This window comes from Pseudomonas sp. zfem003, assembly GCF_032621675.1.
In the GTDB taxonomy this organism is placed as follows: domain Bacteria; phylum Pseudomonadota; class Gammaproteobacteria; order Pseudomonadales; family Pseudomonadaceae; genus Metapseudomonas; species Metapseudomonas otitidis.
Genome location: NZ_JAVYJG010000011.1, coordinates 105,995 through 122,460, shown reverse-complemented (window position 1 = coordinate 122,460; position 16,466 = coordinate 105,995). Strand labels below are relative to the sequence as shown.

General features: G+C 69.4%; 17 protein-coding genes. 5 read left to right on the top strand and 12 right to left on the bottom strand.

Annotation, left to right across the window (positions count from 1 at the left end; all coding sequences use genetic code 11):
* Window positions 1–58 precede the first annotated feature (58 nt).
* From RTK35_RS25085 to RTK35_RS25040, 10 genes are all read right to left on the bottom strand, one after another.
* Window positions 59–577: a DUF2878 domain-containing protein gene (locus RTK35_RS25085; protein ID WP_316909263.1), complete on the bottom strand. Its 519-nt coding sequence runs from the start codon at window positions 575–577 to the stop codon at window positions 59–61.
* Window positions 570–1,838 carry an SAM-dependent methyltransferase gene (locus RTK35_RS25080; RefSeq protein ID WP_074973492.1) on the bottom strand — a complete coding sequence of 423 codons (1,269 nt, stop codon included), beginning with the start codon at window positions 1,836–1,838 and terminating at the stop codon, window positions 570–572. The genes RTK35_RS25085 and RTK35_RS25080 overlap by 8 nt, the downstream gene beginning before the upstream one ends.
* On the bottom strand, window positions 1,825–2,625 hold the full coding sequence (locus RTK35_RS25075) for a DUF1365 domain-containing protein (protein WP_316909262.1): 801 nt from the start codon (window positions 2,623–2,625) through the stop codon (window positions 1,825–1,827). The genes RTK35_RS25080 and RTK35_RS25075 overlap by 14 nt, the downstream gene beginning before the upstream one ends.
* Window positions 2,622–3,869 carry an NAD(P)/FAD-dependent oxidoreductase gene (locus RTK35_RS25070; protein WP_107330332.1) on the bottom strand — a complete coding sequence of 416 codons (1,248 nt, stop codon included), beginning with the start codon at window positions 3,867–3,869 and terminating at the stop codon, window positions 2,622–2,624. Before RTK35_RS25070 ends, RTK35_RS25075 begins: the two co-directional genes overlap by 4 nt.
* Window positions 3,866–4,627, bottom strand: a complete 762-nt coding sequence (locus tag RTK35_RS25065; RefSeq protein WP_316909261.1) for an SDR family NAD(P)-dependent oxidoreductase — start codon at window positions 4,625–4,627, stop codon at window positions 3,866–3,868. The genes RTK35_RS25070 and RTK35_RS25065 overlap by 4 nt, the downstream gene beginning before the upstream one ends.
* Complete coding sequence (locus tag RTK35_RS25060; protein WP_069562636.1) at window positions 4,624–5,049, bottom strand: nuclear transport factor 2 family protein; 426 nt, start codon at window positions 5,047–5,049, stop codon at window positions 4,624–4,626. Before RTK35_RS25060 ends, RTK35_RS25065 begins: the two co-directional genes overlap by 4 nt.
* Window positions 5,049–6,479: a deoxyribodipyrimidine photo-lyase gene (gene phrB, locus RTK35_RS25055; RefSeq protein WP_316909260.1), complete on the bottom strand. Its 1,431-nt coding sequence runs from the start codon at window positions 6,477–6,479 to the stop codon at window positions 5,049–5,051. The genes RTK35_RS25060 and phrB overlap by 1 nt, the downstream gene beginning before the upstream one ends.
* A 7-nt stretch (window positions 6,480–6,486) precedes the next feature.
* The gene (locus RTK35_RS25050) at window positions 6,487–7,422 is read right to left on the bottom strand and encodes a MerR family transcriptional regulator (RefSeq protein ID WP_074973484.1); all 936 of its coding nucleotides are present in this window, start codon (window positions 7,420–7,422) and stop codon (window positions 6,487–6,489) included.
* Between the two features lie 2 nt (window positions 7,423–7,424).
* Entirely contained in the window at window positions 7,425–8,387 is a 963-nt protein-coding gene (locus RTK35_RS25045) for a 2-thiouracil desulfurase family protein (protein ID WP_316909259.1), read from the bottom strand.
* A gap of 142 nt (window positions 8,388–8,529) precedes the next feature.
* Entirely contained in the window at window positions 8,530–9,513 is a 984-nt protein-coding gene (locus RTK35_RS25040) for an NAD(P)/FAD-dependent oxidoreductase (RefSeq protein ID WP_160482026.1), read from the bottom strand.
* 194 nt (window positions 9,514–9,707) lie between these two features.
* Between RTK35_RS25040 and RTK35_RS25035 the strand changes: the two genes are divergently transcribed.
* From RTK35_RS25035 to RTK35_RS25025, 3 genes are all read left to right on the top strand, one after another.
* The gene (locus tag RTK35_RS25035; RefSeq protein ID WP_044407450.1) at window positions 9,708–10,622 is read left to right on the top strand and encodes a TIGR01777 family oxidoreductase; all 915 of its coding nucleotides are present in this window, start codon (window positions 9,708–9,710) and stop codon (window positions 10,620–10,622) included.
* Complete coding sequence (hemH, locus tag RTK35_RS25030; protein WP_044407447.1) at window positions 10,619–11,644, top strand: ferrochelatase; 1,026 nt, start codon at window positions 10,619–10,621, stop codon at window positions 11,642–11,644. Before RTK35_RS25035 ends, hemH begins: the two co-directional genes overlap by 4 nt.
* Window positions 11,645–11,770: 126 nt before the next feature.
* On the top strand, window positions 11,771–13,129 hold the full coding sequence (locus RTK35_RS25025) for a spinster family MFS transporter (RefSeq protein WP_044407444.1): 1,359 nt from the start codon (window positions 11,771–11,773) through the stop codon (window positions 13,127–13,129).
* A gap of 126 nt (window positions 13,130–13,255) precedes the next feature.
* Here the strand turns inward: RTK35_RS25025 and RTK35_RS25020 are convergent, their stop codons facing one another.
* A complete protein-coding gene (locus RTK35_RS25020; RefSeq protein WP_044407442.1) occupies window positions 13,256–14,533 on the bottom strand; it encodes a uracil-xanthine permease family protein in 1,278 nt (425 codons plus the stop codon).
* A gap of 3 nt (window positions 14,534–14,536) precedes the next feature.
* Entirely contained in the window at window positions 14,537–15,175 is a 639-nt protein-coding gene (gene upp / locus RTK35_RS25015) for a uracil phosphoribosyltransferase (protein WP_074973477.1), read from the bottom strand.
* 256 nt (window positions 15,176–15,431) lie between these two features.
* Here upp and RTK35_RS25010 point away from each other — a divergent pair, with 256 nt between their 5' ends.
* Both RTK35_RS25010 and RTK35_RS25005 read left to right on the top strand, forming a co-directional pair.
* Entirely contained in the window at window positions 15,432–15,989 is a 558-nt protein-coding gene (locus RTK35_RS25010) for a hypoxanthine-guanine phosphoribosyltransferase (protein ID WP_044407436.1), read from the top strand.
* 5 nt (window positions 15,990–15,994) lie between these two features.
* Window positions 15,995–16,465: a WbuC family cupin fold metalloprotein gene (locus RTK35_RS25005; RefSeq protein ID WP_160482022.1), complete on the top strand. Its 471-nt coding sequence runs from the start codon at window positions 15,995–15,997 to the stop codon at window positions 16,463–16,465.
* Window position 16,466 lies beyond the last annotated feature (1 nt).

Genomic DNA, 16,466 nt, shown 5'->3' with positions numbered 1-16,466 from the left:
TGTTTCTTCATCGATCGATTTCCAGCGCCCACGAGCACCGGTCACCCCGTGTCGCGCCTCAGCGCGCGGGCACCAGCCGGGCTGCCAGTACGTGCAGCAGCGGGAACACCAGCGCCCAGATCACCGCCAGCAGCGCCAGGCTCGCCGCCTGGCCCAGTGGCAGGCCCACGTCCGCCAGGCGCGCGCCGGCGTAGTAGGAGAGCGGCCCGCCGAGGGCGCCGAGCAGCGCCGACAGCCACAGCGGGCGCGCGCTCCAGGCCAGGCAGTGGCGCAGGGTGGTGGCCAGCAGGGCCCAGAGCAGGATCAGCCAGGCCGGTGCCCAGCGACTCTCACCGGCGAAGTCGAACAGCCCCAGGTTGAGCAGCAGGCTGTCCAGCGCCGCACCCAGCAGGGCGACGGCCGCCACCAGCGGCAGCTCCTGGCGCCAGTGGGCGACGAGGCCCAGGTGCAGCGCCAGCGCCGCCAGCGGCACCAGCAGCAGGAGCGGGTGCTGGCTGGCGAACACGCAGGCGAACCACCCGGCCTGGAAGGCCAGGGCGTTCAGCCCGTTCGCCAGCAGCGGCGGCAGCTTACGCATCCAGCTGGCCGAGCAGCGGGGCGTGGCGGGCGCCGGGCTTGGCCAGCAGCAGCTGGGCGGTGCCGATGGCACGTTCCAGGAAGCCGCCTTCGCAGTAGCACAGGTAGAACTCCCACAGCCGGTAGAAGTAGGCGTCGTAGCCCAGGCCTTCCAGCTCGCTGCGGGCGCGGGCGAGGTTCTCGTGCCAGGCGCGCAGGGTGCGGGCGTAGTCGGTGCCGAAGTCTTCCATGTGCACCAGGTTCAGGTCGCTGGCCTCGGTGGCCACCTGCAGCATGCGGGTGACCGAGGGCAGGGCGCCGCCCGGGAAGATGTAGCGCTGGATGAAGTCCACGCTGCGCTTGGCCTGCTCGTAGCGCTGGTCGCGGATGGTGATGGCCTGCAGCAGCATCAGGCCGTCGTCCTTCAGCAGGCGCGCGCACTGGGCGAAATAGGTGGGCAGGAAGCGGTGGCCCACGGCCTCGATCATCTCGATGGAGACCAGCTTGTCGAAGCGGCCCTCCAGGTCGCGGTAGTCCTTCAGCAGCACCTCCACCCGGTCCTGCAGGCCCAGTTCGGCGATGCGCTTCTGGCAGTGGGCGTGCTGCTCGTGGGAGAGGGTCACGCTGGTGACCTTGCAGCCGAAGCGGGTGGCGGCGTGGATGGCCATGCCGCCCCAGCCGCTGCCGATCTCCAGCAGGTGGTCGTCGGGGGTCAGGCGCAGCTTCTGGCAGATGCGCTCCAGCTTGTTCAGCTGCGCGGCCTCCAGGGATTGCTCCGGGTGCTCGTACTGGGCCGCCGAGTACATCATCGTCGGGTCCAGCATGCGCTCGAACAGGTCGTTGCCCAGGTCGTAGTGGGCGGAGATGTTGCGCTGGGAGCCGGCGCGGGTGTTGCGGTTGAGCCAGTGCAGGCCGTGCAGCAGCGGACGGCCGAGCAGCGCCAGGCCGCCCTCCATGTCGTCCAGCACGTCGAGGTTGGCGACGAACACGCGGATCACCGCCGTCAGGTCCGGGGTGGTCCAGTAGCCGTGGACGTAGGCTTCGCCGGAGCCGATGGAGCCGTTGCTGGCCACCAGCGCCCAGGCTGCCGGGTCGAGGATCTCGATGCGTGCCCGCAGGGTGGCGCGCGGGTCGCCGTAGACGTGCTCCTCGCCGTCTTCCAGCACGGTGAGCTGGCCGTGGCGCAGCTGCGCCAGGCGCGAGGTCACCAGCCGCCTCAGCAGGCCGCTGGCCAGGCCGTTGCCGCCGAACAGTCCGGTCCGGGCGAGGCTAGGGTTTTTCATGGTCATGCTCCTGGGAAAGCGGGACGGCAACGCGGTAGGCGTCCGTCGCCACCTGATGGTTGAAAATGGGCGTGCGTTTGATCAGCAGGCGCAGGGCCTGCCAGTAGATGGCCAGGCCGGTCTTGGCGGTCATCCAGGGGAAGCGTGCGAGGTAGCGGTGCAGGCTGCCCCGGTCCAGCGGCTCGCGGGTCAGGTCGAGGGTGGCGTCGAAGGCGCGCTGGCCCTCGCGCCAGTTCTCGATGTGCACCCCCAGGCGCTGGCTCACCGGGGTGAAGGCCATCCGGTAGGTCATGTCGCGGGGCATGAAGGGCGAGACGTGGAAGGCCTTGTCCACCTGGATGCGCTGGGCGCCGTCGCCCTGGGCCGGCACCACGTAGTGGTAGCGCTCGCGCCAGGGGGTGTTGGTCACCTCGCAGAGGATGGCCGCCAGGCGGCCGTCGGCGTGGTGGCAGTAGTAGAAGCTCGCCGGGTTGAAGGCCAGGCCCCAGCTGCGCACCTGGGTGAGCAGGCACACCGGGCCCTCCGGCCGCTCGCCGAGGGCCTCGGTCACCAGCTGGCGGGCCGCTTCGGCCAGGGGCTGGCCGTTGGCGGTGTAGGCGCACAGGTAGTCCCGCTCGCGGAAGGAGAAGGGCGCGAAGCGCCCGCTGCCGGCCAGGGGCGACAGGCCGAGTACCGCCTCGCGTTCGTCCAGGTCCAGGTACAGCAGGCCGATGCGGTAGCGGAAGGCATGGGCCCGCGGGCTGTGCCTACGGTGCTGCACCCAGCCGCTGTAGAGGGCGCTGTTCACAGGTTTTCCCCGAATGCACGGGCCACGCGCAGGGCGCTGACCACGCCGTCCTCATGGAAGCCGTTGGCCCAGTAGGCGCCACAGAAATGGCTGTGCTGCTGGCCACTGATTTCCCCCCAACGCGCCTGGGCCTGCATGCCGGCCAGGCTGTACTGAGGATGAGCGTAGGTGAAGCGCGCAAGGATGCGTGCCGGGTCGATGGCGTCGGTCTGGTTGAGGCTGACGCAGAAGGTCTCCGGCGCCTCGATGCCTTGCAGGCGGTTCATGTCGTAGGTCACGGCCGCCGGCTGGTGCGCCGGGCCGCCGAGGCGGTAGTTCCAGCTGGCCCAGGCCAGCTTGCGGCGGGGCAGCAGGCGGGCATCGGTGTGCAGCACCACCTCGTTGTCGGCGTAGGGCAGGGCGCCGAGGATCTCGCGCTCGGCCTGGCTCGGCTCGGCCAGCAGGGTCAGGGCCTGGTCGCTGTGGCAGGCGAACACCACCTGGTCGAAGCGTTCGGCGCCGGCGGCGCTGTGCACGGTCACCCCGTCGGCATCGCGCTCCACGCGGCTGACCGGGCAGGCCAGGCGGATGCGCTCGGCGAAGCTCTCCGTCAGGGGCGCCACGTAGCTGCGCGAGCCGCCGCTGATGACCCGCCACTGCGGGCGGTCGTTGACCGAGAGCAGCCCGTGGTTCTTGAAGAAGCGCACGAAGAACGCCAGGGGGAAGGCCAGCATGTCCTCCAGGGAGGTGGACCAGATGGCCGCGCCCATGGGCACCAGGTAATGGTCGCGGAAGCGCTGGCCGTAGCCGCGCTCGCGCAGGTAGTCGCCGAGGGTGGCGCTGGTGGGCACGCGGCCGCTGTCGAGGTCGGCCAGGGACTCGCGGTTGAAGCGCAGGATGTCCCGCAGCATGCCCCAGAACCCCGGGGAGAGCAGGTTGCTGCGCTGGGCGAACAGGCTGTTGAGGTTGTTGCCGTTGTATTCCAGGCCGCTGGCCGGGTCGCACACGGAGAAGCTCATCTCGGTGGGCTGGTGGGCCACGCCGAGCTGCTCCATGAGGCGGATGAAGTTCGGGTAGGTCCAGTCGTTGAACACGATGAACCCGGTGTCCACCGCGTAGCTGCGCCCGTGCAGGGTGACGTCCACGGTGTGGGTGTGGCCACCGATCCAGTCGCTGGCCTCGAACACCTGGATGTCGTGGCGGCGGTTCAGCAGGTAGGCCGTGGTGAGGCCGGCGATGCCGCTGCCGATGATGGCGATCTTCATGAAGGGGCTCCGTTGCGCGACAAGCGTTTGCCGATGGCCAGTCGCAGCCGCGCGGGCAGGCTCCCGAGCAGGCCTAGGGTGAGGATGAAGGGGCGCGGGAAGGCGATGTCCAGCGGGCGGCGTTCCAGGCGCTCGGCGATGTAGCGGGCGGCCCGCTCCACCGGCCAGCGCATGGGCATGGGAAAGTCGTTGCGCTGGGTCAGCGGGGTGTCGACGAAGCCGGGGCTGACCACGGTGACGTCGATGCCTTCGCTGGCTAGGTCCACCCGCAGCGATTGCAGCAGGTAGCGCAGGCCGGCCTTGGAGGCGCCATAGGCTTCGGCGCGGGGCAGTTCGAACAGGGTCACGGCGCTGGCCACGCCCACCAGGTGGGGATCGCGGCCGGCCCGCAGCAGCGGCAGGGCCGCCTCGATGCAGCGGGCGCTGCCCACCAGGTTGAGGTTGACCACCCGTTCCACCATGTCGGCGTCGAACTGGCGGGCGTCGAGGTATTCGCAGGTGCCGGCGTTGAGGATGGCGGTATCCAGCGCGCCCCAGTGCGCCTTGATGTGCTCGGCGATGTCGGTCGCCACGCCGCGGGCACCGAGGTCACCGGGCAGGGCCAGTACCTGGCCGGGGTAGCGATGCTCGAAGGCTTGCAGCGCGGCCAGCGAGCGCGCGGTGAGGGCCAGGTGGTGGCCCTGCTCCAGCAGGCACTCGGCCAGCGCGGCGCCGATGCCGCTGCTGGCACCGGTGAGCCAGATGCGTCGGGTACTCATGCCAATCTCCCTTTCAGCCAGTGGATGACCCGCCCCATCAGCGGCAGGTGTTCGTAGAGCAAGGCGCCGGCGTCGAAGTAATCGCGGTGGTGGTACACGCGGCCGTCGCGCCAGCGCAGGTGCGAGCAGCCTTCCACGGCGATCTCGCGGCCACCGGCCAGGCGCGGGTGGCGGTAGCGCATGGTCCAGCGCAGGTAGCCCTCGCCCTCCCCAACGCTGTCGTGGCCGTGGAACTGGAAGGCCAGCGCCTCGACGTTCTCATACAGCTCGGCGAAATAGCGGCGCAGGGCGGTCAGGCCCTCGATGCGGTGCAGCGGGTCCTGGAACACCACGTCGTCGCTGTAGAGCTGGCCCAGGCGGTCCAGGCTGTCGCGACCGATGGCGGCGAAGTCCTCGGCGAAACGCGGCAGGAAGGCGTCCATCAGTGGGGCTCCTTGGGCAGGTCGCGGAAGGCGGCGATGGCGCGGTCACGGCTGGCCGCCAGGTCCACCAGCGGGCGCGGGTAGCCCTGCACGCCGAACAGCCCGCCAAGGGCGGACGGGTCGTGCACGGCGTCGTCGTCCAGGCGGCCCAGCTCCGGCAGCCACTGCCGCAGGAAGCGCGCCTTGGGATCAAAGCGACGGGATTGGGTGACCGGGTTAAACACGCGGAAGTAGGGCACGGAGTCGGTGCCGGTGGAGGCGCTCCATTGCCAGCCGCCGTTGTTGGCGGCCAGGTCGCCGTCGACCAGGTGGCGCATGAACCAGCGCTCGCCCTCGCGCCAGTCGATGAGCAGGTTCTTCGTCAGGTACATGGCGGTGATCATGCGCAGGCGGTTGTGCATCCAGCCGGTGGCCAGCAACTGGCGCATGGCGGCGTCGACGATGGGCACGCCGGTGCGGCCCTGCTGCCAGGCCTCCAGGTCGGCCGGGGCATCGCGCCAGGGCAGTGCTTCGGTCTCCGGGCGGAAGGCGCGGTGCCGGCTGACGCGGGGATAGCCCACCAGAATGTGCTTGTAGAACTCGCGCCAGAGCAGTTCGTTTATCCAGGTCACGGCGCCTTCGCTGCCGCTGTCGAACTCGCCGCGGTTCTGCGTCAGGGCGGCGTGCAGGCACTGGCGCGGGGAGACCACGCCGGCCGCGAGGTAGGGCGAGAGCTGGCTGGTGCCGGGCTCGGCGGGCAGGTCGCGGCGGTCACGGTAGCCGTGCAGGTCGTCCTCGGCGAAGGCCGCCAGGCGGGCCAGGGCTGCGCGTTCACCGGCGGGCCACAGCTCGCGCAGGCTCTGCGGCGGGGTCGGGAAGCCGTCCACGGCTTCCGGCAGCGGGTCGCTGGGCACAGTCAGCGGCGCCTGGGCGGCGGGCAGCGGCAGGCACGGAGGCAGGGCGCTGTGCAGGCGCTCGTAGCAGACCTTGCGGAACTGGCTGTAGACCTGGAAGTAGCCGCCGGTGCGGGTCAGCACGCTGCCGGGGCGGAACAGCAACTGGTCGAGGTGGCTGTGCAGGGGGATGCCGTCGCGGGCCAGGTGGGCGCGCACGGCCTCGTCCCGGCGCTGCTCGTGGATGCCGTATTCCTCGTTGACCTGGACGCTGCTCACGGAATGCTCGCGGCACAGTCGGGCGATGGTCTCGGGCGCTTCGCCCCAGTGGTCGATGTGGCGCACCAGCAGCGGCACGTTCAGGGCCTGCAGTTCGCGTTGCAGTTCGACGAGGTTGCGCAGCCAGAAGTCGACCTTGGCCGCTGCGTCGTCGTGGGCCTGCCACTGGCCGGGGCTGACCAGGAACAGGGCGAGGGTCGGGCCGGCCTGGAGGGCGGCGGTCAGGGCGGTGTTGTCGTGGACCCGCAGGTCGCACCGGAACCAGATCAGTTGCTGCATGGGAACCTCAGGAGCCGGCCAGCAGGCCGAGCCCGTACAGGGTGTTCAGGGCCGCGACCGGGTCGTCGGCCAGGTGGATGTCGGGATGGTCGTGTTCCAGCGGTGCCAGCGCTTCGCGGTGGATGCGCACGGCGGCGCCGCTGAGCAGGACGGGGCAGGCGTGGCCCATCAGCAGGCGCGGCAGCTGCCCGTTCAACGCGTGGTCGGCGTGGAAGGCCAGGGCGCGGGGCTCCATGCGGGCCAGGGCCAGGGGCAGCTCGGCCACCGGCACCGGCCACTCCAGCACTTCCACCGGGCAGCCGGTGTTGCTCGCCAGCCAGGCGGTGAGCCAGAGGCCGGGGTTCATCGGCTGCTCGCAGGGGTTGATCAGCAGCAGCGGCGCGCCGCTGTTCTGGCGGTTGTTGTGGTGGATGCGGGTGCCCAGCTTGCTGCGCAGCCAGGCATTGAAGAAGACCCGCTCCAGTCGTGCGCCGTACTGGTCGCGCCAGCGGCTTTCCAGCTGGGTGAGCAGGGGCAGCAGCAGCTGCTGGCACAGGGTGTGGGGCGGGTAGAGCGACAGGGCGGCATTGAAGCGCTCGTCCAGGCGCCGGTCGGCGAGGGCGTCGATGGCTTCCAGCAGCTTGGCGCGCTGTTCGTCCCACTGGGAGGTAATGTCGATGTCCGGGCTCTGGCCGCCGCGCAGCAGCGCCTTGACCTGGCTGACCGGCACGCCGCGGTCCAGCCAGGCGAGCACGGCACGGATGCGCGCCAGGTGCCCTGCGTCGTACAGGCGGTGGCCCTTGGCGGTGCGGTGGGGCAGCACCAGGCCGTAGCGCCGTTCCCAGGCGCGCAGGGTCACGGCGTTGACACCGGTGAGCCGCGACACGTCGCGAATCGGCAGCAGGCCGCGTTCCAGGGCTGCCTGGCACTCGGCGTCGAGGGGGATGTCGTCCTGTTCGTCCATGGTCAGATGGCGTTGCGCAGGCTGAGGTCTTCGGGATGCGGTTGCAGGTAGGCCTGCTGCGCGATGTAGGGGTGCGGGTGGCGGGCGAAGTGGTGCTTGAGCAGGGTCATGGGCACCACCAGCGGCACGATGCCGGCGCGGTACTTGTCGATCAGGGCCTGCATTTCGGCCTTCTCCTCGCGGGACAGGGCGTCCTTCAGGTAACCCGACAGGTGCTGCAGGACGTTGCTGTGGGTGCCCCGGGTGGCGCAGCGGCTGAGGCCCTTCATCAGCTCGCTGAAGTAGCGCGGCGCCAGTTCCTCGGGGTGGTGTTCGCCGATGCCGCCGAGCATCCGCCCCAGGGCGCGGTAGCGCGCGGGGTCGCTGGCCATCAGCTGGTACTTGTAGCGGGCGTGGAATTCGAGGACGCCGCGTCGGGTCAGCCCCTCGGCCAGCAGGGCGCGCCATTCGGCGTGGGCGTAGACGCGGGTGAGGAAGTTCTCCCGCAGCACCGGGTCGCACAGGCGGCCTTCTTCCTCCACCGGCAGGTCGGGGCGGGCGGCGCAGAAGGTCTCGGCGAACAGGCCGCGCCCGCCGCCTTCGGCGGGGTAGCCGTTGTCCTGGTAGACCTTGACCCGGTAGAGGCCGCAGGAGGGCGACTTCTGCATGAAGATGAAGCCGTCCAGGTCGTCCAGGCGCTCGGCGATCTGCCGGCCGTAGTCGCGCAGGGCATCGCTGACGTCACGCTCGTCGCGGCTGCCCACGGCACGCGGGGCGGCAGGGTCGCCCACCAGGCGCAGGGTCGGGCGCGGCGTGCCGAGGCCGATGCCGACCTCCGGGCAGACGCGGACGAATTCCAGGTGGCGGGCGAGGAACTGGCTGCACAGGCGGGATTCCTTGTGCCCGCCATTGAAGCGGACTTCCTCGCCCATCAGGCAGGCGCTGATGCCGATCTTGGGGGGCTGGGCAGTGGGGGCGCTGGACATGCGGTGCCTCGGATGAACTTGTACAGGTTCGGTGATTTGTACAACCTGTGTTCATCATAGGCGTGCTGTTGTACAAATCAATAGCCTTGTACAACTTTCCCGGCGACCTGTCCGGGGTCGCCGGTGGGACGGTGCGCGACCGTCAGAGGTGTTCGAGCAGGCGGCGGGCGGCGTCCTGCCCGCTCAGCCAGGCGCCCTCCACGCGGCCGGAGCTGCACCAGTCGCCGCAGGCGTAGAGCCCCAGGTCGGCATCGGCCAGGGCGCCCCATTCGTGGGCCTGGGCCGGGCGCGCGTAGAGCCAGCGGTGGGCCAGGGTGAAGGCTGGCGGCGGCACGGCGCAGCCGATCAGCTCGGCGAAGGCGCCGTAGAGCTGCTCGATCACCGCTTCCTTGGGCAGGTCCAGGTGCTGGCGGCTCCAGGCGCTGGTGGCGTGCAGCACCCAGGTGTCCTGGCTGTTGTCGCGACCGGGCTTGGTGCGATTGCGCGCCACCCAGTCGAGCCCGCTGCCTTGCACGAAGCAGCCTTCGACGGGCGTCTCCAGCGGTTTCTCGAAGGCCAGGGCCACGGCCCAGGTGGGCTCCATGGCGACGCTGGCGGCAACCCCGGCGAGCTTGGGGGCGGCAGCCAGCAGGGTGGTGGCCTGGGGCGCGGGGGTGGCGATGATGACGTGGCTGAAGGGGCCGTGGCTCTGGCCCTCGGCGTCCAGCAGGCTCCAGTGCTGTTCGCCGCGGAACACTTCGGTGATGCGGCAGCTGAAGTTCACCGGCAGCGCGCCCATCAGGGCCCGGGTGATGGCGCTCATGCGTGGGGTGCCGACCCAGCGCACCTGCTCGTCCGGGGAGGGCGAGAGGGTGCCGTTGCGGAAGTTGTAGAGGGTGGGCGTCCACTCGGCGACCCAGCCGCGTTCGCGCCATTGCTGGACGACTTCGTTGAAGCGGCGGTCGCGGGCGGTGAAGTACTGCGCGCCCAGGTCCAGGGAGCCGGCGTCGCTGCGCTTGCTGGCCATGCGTCCGCCACTGCCGCGGCTCTTGTCGAAGAGCTGCACGGCATGCCCGGCGGCGCTCAGCGCCTGGGCGGCGGAGAGGCCCGCGAGGCCGGTCCCGATGATTGCGATGGGTGTGTTCATGGTCTACCTCGATACCTTTGTGCGTGACTGCAGGTCGGGCTGACAAACCTGTACAGATTGCTTGAATTGTACAGGGATGATCGGTTCCAATCGCGATGCCTTCAAGGGGTGTGACCGTGATGGAGCCAACCTGTGCCCCGTCATGATTCAGACTAGGGCGATATTTCCAGTTGGTGCCATGCGAGGAGGATGCCATGCACATATTGCTGACCGGCGGTACTGGGCTGATTGGAAGCGCCCTGTGCCGGCGCTGGGTTGCCGAAGGCCACCAACTGACGGTCTTGAGCCGTCGGCCCCAGGATGTACCGCGCCTGTGCACCGCTTCGGTGCGTGGCATCGCCCGGCTGGAAGACTACGGGGACGGCCCGCTGGACGCGGTGGTGAACCTTGCCGGCCAACCCGTTGCCGACCGCCCCTGGACCCGTGCCCGCAAGGCCAGCCTGCTGGCCAGCCGCGTGGCGCTGACCGAGCGCCTGGTGGCCTGGCTGGGTACCCGCAGCCAGCGCCCGGCGCTGCTGCTCAACGGCTCGGCGGTGGGCTGGTACGGCGACGGCGGCGAACGCGAATTGCGCGAGGACGCCCCACCCGGACAAGGCGATTTCGCCAGCGAGCTGTGCCAGGCCTGGGAAGACGCCGCCCGTGACGCCGAGGCCCTGGGCATTCGCGTGGTGCTGCTGCGCATCGGCCTGGTGATGTCGCCCCGTGGCGGCTTTTTGTCGCGCCTGCTGCCGCAGTTCCGCTTCGGCCTCGGCGGCACCATGGGCAGCGGACGCCAGTGGTGGCCGTGGATTCATCTGGAAGATCAAATCGCCGCGATGGATTTTCTTTTGCGGCTGGACGGCGCGAGCGGTCCCTATAATGCGTGCGCGCCGCAGCCGGCCCGCAACGCCGACTTCGCCCGCAGCCTGGGCCGTGCCCTCGGGCGGCCGGTCTGGCTGCCGACGCCGGCCGCGGTGCTGCGGCTTCTGCTGGGGGAAATGTCGATCCTGATGATCGGCGGCCAGCGGGCCCTGCCCAGCCGATTGCTGGAGGCCGGCTTCACCTTTCGTTTCAACGACCTCGACCGGGCGCTGGCTGACCTGGTCGGGCCCAAGAAGGATGTTCCATGACCGATCACGCGCTGCTGTTGGTGAACCTGGGTTCGCCGTCGTCCACCTCGGTGGAGGACGTGCGCCGCTACCTCAACCAGTTCCTCATGGACCCCTACGTCATCGACCTGCCCTGGCCGCTGCGCCGTCTGCTGGTGTCGCTGATCCTGATCAAGCGGCCGGCGCAGTCGGCACATGCCTACGCCTCCATCTGGTGGCCCGAGGGCTCGCCGCTGGTGACCCTCAGCCGCCGCCTGCAAGAGGCCACCCGGCCGTTCTGGCCCCACGGGCCGGTGGCCCTGGCGATGCGCTACGGCGAGCCCTCCATCGAGAACACCCTGCAGGAGCTGGTGCGCCAGGGCGTGAAGCGCGTGACGCTGGCGCCGCTGTACCCGCAGTTCGCCGACAGCACCACCACCACCGTCGAGCAGGAGACGCGCCGGGTCATCGCGGCCCACGGCCTCAAGCTCCAGGTGCAGGTGCTCGACCCCTTCTATGACCAGCCCGAGTACCTCGACGCCCTGGTGGCCAGCGCCCGCCCGCACTTGGAGCAGGGCTTCGACCACCTGCTGATGAGCTACCACGGGCTGCCCGAGCGCCACCTGCACAAGGCCGACACCAGCGGCAGCCACTGCCTGAAGGGCGCGGACTGCTGCCAGCGCGCCGAGGGCCAGGTACTCGCCCGCTGCTACCGCGCCCAGTGCTACCGCACCAGCGAAGGCTTCGCCGCACGCATGGGGCTGCAGCCGGGGCAGTGGTCGGTGTCCTTCCAGTCGCGCCTGGGGCGCGCCAAGTGGATCGAGCCCTACACCGAAAGCCGCCTCGACGAACTGGCGGCCCAGGGGGTGAAGAAACTGCTGGTGATGTGCCCGGCCTTCGTTGCCGACTGCATCGAGACCCTGGAGGAGATCGGCGACCGCGGGCGCGAGCAGTTCATCGCCGCCGGCGGCGAGGACCTGGTGCTGGTGCCCTGCATGAACGACCACCCGCAATGGGCCCAGGCCCTGGCCAGCCTTTCCGGCAAGGCCCAGCGCCTGCTCTGAGCATCAGCCCGGGGGCAGCCCGGGCATTCGCCTGGCCTATAAGGCCGCTGCCCCACCCCGCCTGCACCTAAGCTGGGCGCTCCTTCCACCCGTCGTGCGCCGCACCGGCGGCGCCGAGGAGAGCCCATGCAGAACAACAACAACGGCTATCCCTCGGGCCTGCGAGCCTGGACCACCGTCGCCATCCTGATGGTGGCGTACGTGCTGTCGTTCATAGACCGGCAGATACTCAACCTGCTGGTGGGCCCCATCCGCCGCGACCTGGTCATCAGCGACACCCAGATGAGCCTGCTCATGGGGCTGTCCTTCGCGCTGTTCTACACGGTGTGCGGCATCCCCCTCGGGCGCCTGGCCGATACCCGCAGCCGACGCGGGCTGATCGCCATCGGCGTGCTGTTCTGGAGCGCTGCCACCGCTGCCTGCGGGCTGGCCAAGCTCTACTGGCAGTTCCTGGTCTGTCGCATCGGCGTGGGCGTCGGCGAGGCGGCCCTGTCGCCGGCGGCCTATTCGCTGATCGCCGACAGCTTCCCCCGGGAGCGCCGTGCCACCGCCATCAGCGTCTATTCCATGGGGGTGTACCTGGGTTCTGGGCTGGCCTTCCTGGTGGGCGGGCTGGTGATCAAGTTCGCCTCGGCCCAGGGCGACGTGCACCTTCCGCTGCTGGGGGACGTGCGGCCCTGGCAGCTGATCTTCCTGATCCTCGGCGCCGCCGGGGTGCTGTTCACCTTGTTGATGCTGGCAGTGCGCGAGCCCGAGCGGCGGGGCGTCGGTTCCGGCGTCGCGGTGCCGCTGTCGGAAGTCGGCCGCTACCTGCGCAGCAACCGCCGCACGGTGCTGTGCCACAACCTCGGCTTTGCCGGGCTGTCCTTCGCCGGCTACGGCAGCGCGGCCTGGATTCCCACCTACTACATCCGCACCCACGGCTGGGATGCCGGGCACGTCGGCGTCGTCTACGGCTCCCTGGTGGCGGTATTCGGCTGCCTGGGCGTGGTGTTCGGCGGGCGCCTGGCGGACTGGATGGCCAAGCGCGGCCGCAGCGACGCCAACATGCGCGTCGGCCTGCTCGCCGCCCTGGGGGCGCTGCCGCTGGTGATCCTGTTCCCGCTCCTCGACGATGCCGCCTGGGTGACCGTGGTGATGGCGCCGACGGTGTTCTGCCTGAGCATGCCCTTCGGCGTGGCGCCGGCAGCGATCCAGGAGATCATGCCCAACACCATGCGCGGCCAGGCTTCGGCCATCTACCTGTTCGTCATCACCCTCATCGGCCTCGGGCTCGGCCCCACGGCGGTGGCGCTGGTCACCGACTTTGTTTTCGCTGATGACCTGGCCCTGCGCTGGTCGCTGCTGATCGTCACCACCCTGGCGGTGGGCAGCTCCGTGGTGTTGCTGTGGATGGGCCTCAAGCCATATCGGGAGAGCGTCGAGCGGCTGAAGCAATGGGTGGCACCCAGCGTGATGCCGGCGGCGAAGCTGGCGGATGCTTGATCCGGAGAGGGGGGATGGAATGGTGGGCTGAAGCCCACCCTGCGCGTTGTCGGTTGGCCCGTGTGGCGTTGCACGAGCCCCCAATAAAAAGCCCCGCGATAGCGGGGCTTTTTATTGGGGCAGGACTCAGATGTCCGGTGTGTCGTCCGCAGCCTTGTGCTTCCAGGTCTGGTGACCGGGCAGGATCAGGTTCAGGGCGATGGCGACGATGGCGCAGAGGGCGATGCCCTTGAGGCCGAAGTCGTCCTGGCCGGTACCGGTGCCCACCAGCATGCCGCCGATGCCGAACACCAGGGTGACGGAGACGATCACCAGGTTGCGCGCTTCGGCCAGGTCCACCTGGTGGCGGATCATGGTGTTCAGGCCCACGGCGGCGATGGAGCCGAACAGCAGGCAGAGGATGCCGCCCATGACCGGCACCGGGATGCTCTGCAGGATGGCGCCGAACTTGCCGATGAAGGCCAGGCCGATGGCGAATACCGCCGCCCAGGTCATGATCTTCGGGTTGTAGTTCTTGGTCAGCATCACCGCGCCGGTCACTTCCGCGTAGGTGGTGTTGGGCGGGCCGCCGAACAGGCCGGCGGCGGAAGTGGCCAGGCCGTCGCCCAGCAGGGTGCGGTGCAGGCCCGGGGTCTTCAGGTAGTTCTTGCCGGTCACGCTGCCCACGGCGATGACGCCGCCGATGTGTTCGATCGCCGGGGCCAGGGCCACCGGCACGATGAACAGGATGGCCTGCCAGTTGAACTCGGGGGCGACGAAGTTGGGCAGCTCCAGCCAGGGCGCCGCCGCGATCTTGGCGGTGTCCACTACGCCGAACCAGAAGGACAGGACGAAGCCCACCAGCACGCCGGCGATGATCGGCACCAGGCGGAAGATGCCCTTGCCGAAGACCGCGACGATCAGGGTGGTGAGCAGGGCCGGCATGGAGATCCACATGGCGGTGCCGTAGGGGATCAGCTGGGTACCGTCACCGCCCTTGCCCATGGCCATGTTGGCGGCGATGGGGGCCATGGCCAGGCCGATGGAGATCACCACCGGGCCGATCACCACCGGCGGCAGCAGGCGGTCGATGAAGCCGGTGCCTTTGATCTTCACCGCCAGGCCCAGGAAGGTGTAGACGAAGCCCGCCGCCACCACGCCGCCCATGGTCGCGGCCAGGCCGAACTGGCCCTTGGCGAGGATGATGGGGGTGATGAAGGCGAAGCTCGATGCCAGGAACACCGGCACCTGGCGCCCGGTCACCAGCTGGAACAGCAGGGTGCCCATGCCGGCGGTGAACAGCGCGACGTTCGGGTCCAGGCCGGTGATCAGCGGCATCAGCACCAAGGCGCCGAAGGCCACGAAGAGCATCTGCGCGCCGGACAGCACCTGGCGCCAGAGCGGATCGTTGTAGTCGTCGCTCATGGATCAGGTGTCCTTCTGCTTGGTGCCGAAGATCTTGTCACCGGCATCGCCCAGGCCCGGGATGATGTAGCCATGTTCGTTGAGCTTCTGGTCGATGGAGGCGGTGTAGATCATCACGTCCGGATGGGCGTCGTTGACCACCTTGATGCCCTCCGGCGCGGCCACCAGCACCATCGCGCGGATTTCCCGGCAGCCGGCACGCTTGAGCAGGTCGATGGTGGCGACCATGGAGCCGCCGGTGGCCAGCATCGGGTCGATGATCAGCGCCAGGCGCTCGTTGATCTCCGGCGCCAGCTTCTCCAGGTAGGTGTGGGCTTCGAGGGTTTCCTCGTTGCGCGCCACGCCCACGGCGCTGACCTTGGCCCCCGGCACCAGACTGAGCACGCCGTCCAGCATGCCGATGCCGGCGCGCAGGATGGGCACCACGGTGATCTTCTTGCCGGCGATCTTCTCCACCTGCACCGGGCCGGCCCAGCCCTGGATCTCGTAGTTCTCCAGGGGCAGGTCGTTGGTGGCTTCGTAGGTGAGCAGGGCGCCGATTTCCTGGGCCAGTTCGCGGAAGTTCTTGGTGCTGATGTCGGCGCGGCGCATGAGGCCGATCTTGTGGCGGATCAGCGGGTGGCGGATCTCTCGAATGGGCATGTGGAATCACTCCGGCGGGCTGGCAAAAAAATCGCGATAGATTAAAGCATTGCCCGTGCCATGTCGTGAGATGACTCATGGGTCACAGGGCCGCGGGCTTCCCCTGCGGGCGCGCTTGGCGCACCATCGCTCACTCGTCCGGCAGGGCTTGCCGGGAGGAGGGCGGATGGGTAACGTTGCGCCCTTTTTTTATTGACGCCCCGGACAGCTTCCGTCGGAAGCGGGGCCCGACCAGCCGACCTGAGGAACCCTCGCCATGCCCGTCGATCTCGCCCACATCCGCCAGGTAATGGCCGAAGCCGATTGCCTGTTCACTGATGCCCAAGTCGAGGCCGCCATCGACCAGGTCGCCGCCGCGATCAATGTCGACCTGGCCGAACGCAACCCGGTGGTGTTCTGCGTGATGAATGGCGGCCTGATCTTCGCCGGCAAGCTGCTGCCCAAGCTGGCCTTCCCCCTGGAGCTGTCCTACCTGCACGCCACCCGCTACCGCAATGAAACCAGCGGCGGCGAGCTGTTCTGGAAGGCCAAGCCGGAAATCTCCTTCATCGACCGCGACGTGCTGATCATCGACGACATCCTCGACGAGGGGCACACCCTCGCCGCCATCATCGACTTCTGCAAACACGCCGGTGCCGCACGCGTGCACACCGCCGTGCTGATGGACAAGACCCACGACCGCAAGGCCCGCCCGGACCTGAAGGCCGACTACAAGGGTCTGGACTGCGAAGACCGCTACATCTTCGGCTACGGCATGGACTACAAGGGCTACTGGCGCAACGCCGCCGGCATCTTCGCCGTCAAGGGCATGTGACCCTCGTGGCTGCACGCTTCCTCGACCAGGCGCTGTTCGATGGCCTGGCCGCAGGCGCCGCGGCCAGCCCGCGCCTGCGCCAGCACCACAACCTGCACGCCATGGAGGAGCCCTGCCACCGCCTGGCGGTGGGCCTCCAGCCCGGCACCTACATCGCCCCCCATCGCCACCTCTGTGCCGACAAGGCCGAGACCTTGCTGGTGCTGCGCGGCCGCCTGGGGCTGATGCTGTTCACGGACGACGGCGCGCTGCAGGAGACCCGCCTGCTGGAAGCCGGCGGTGAATGCGTTGGCGTCGACCTGCCGCCCGGGCAGTTCCACGCCCTGGTGGTGCTGGAGCCGGACAGCCTGCTGTTCGAATGCAAGGCAGGCCCCTACCGCGCACTGGCGGAGGGCGAGTTCGCCCCCTGGGCGCCCCGGGAAGGGGAGCCGGGTGTCGCGGACTACCTGGCCTGGATGCGCGCGCAGTTCCCCTGAC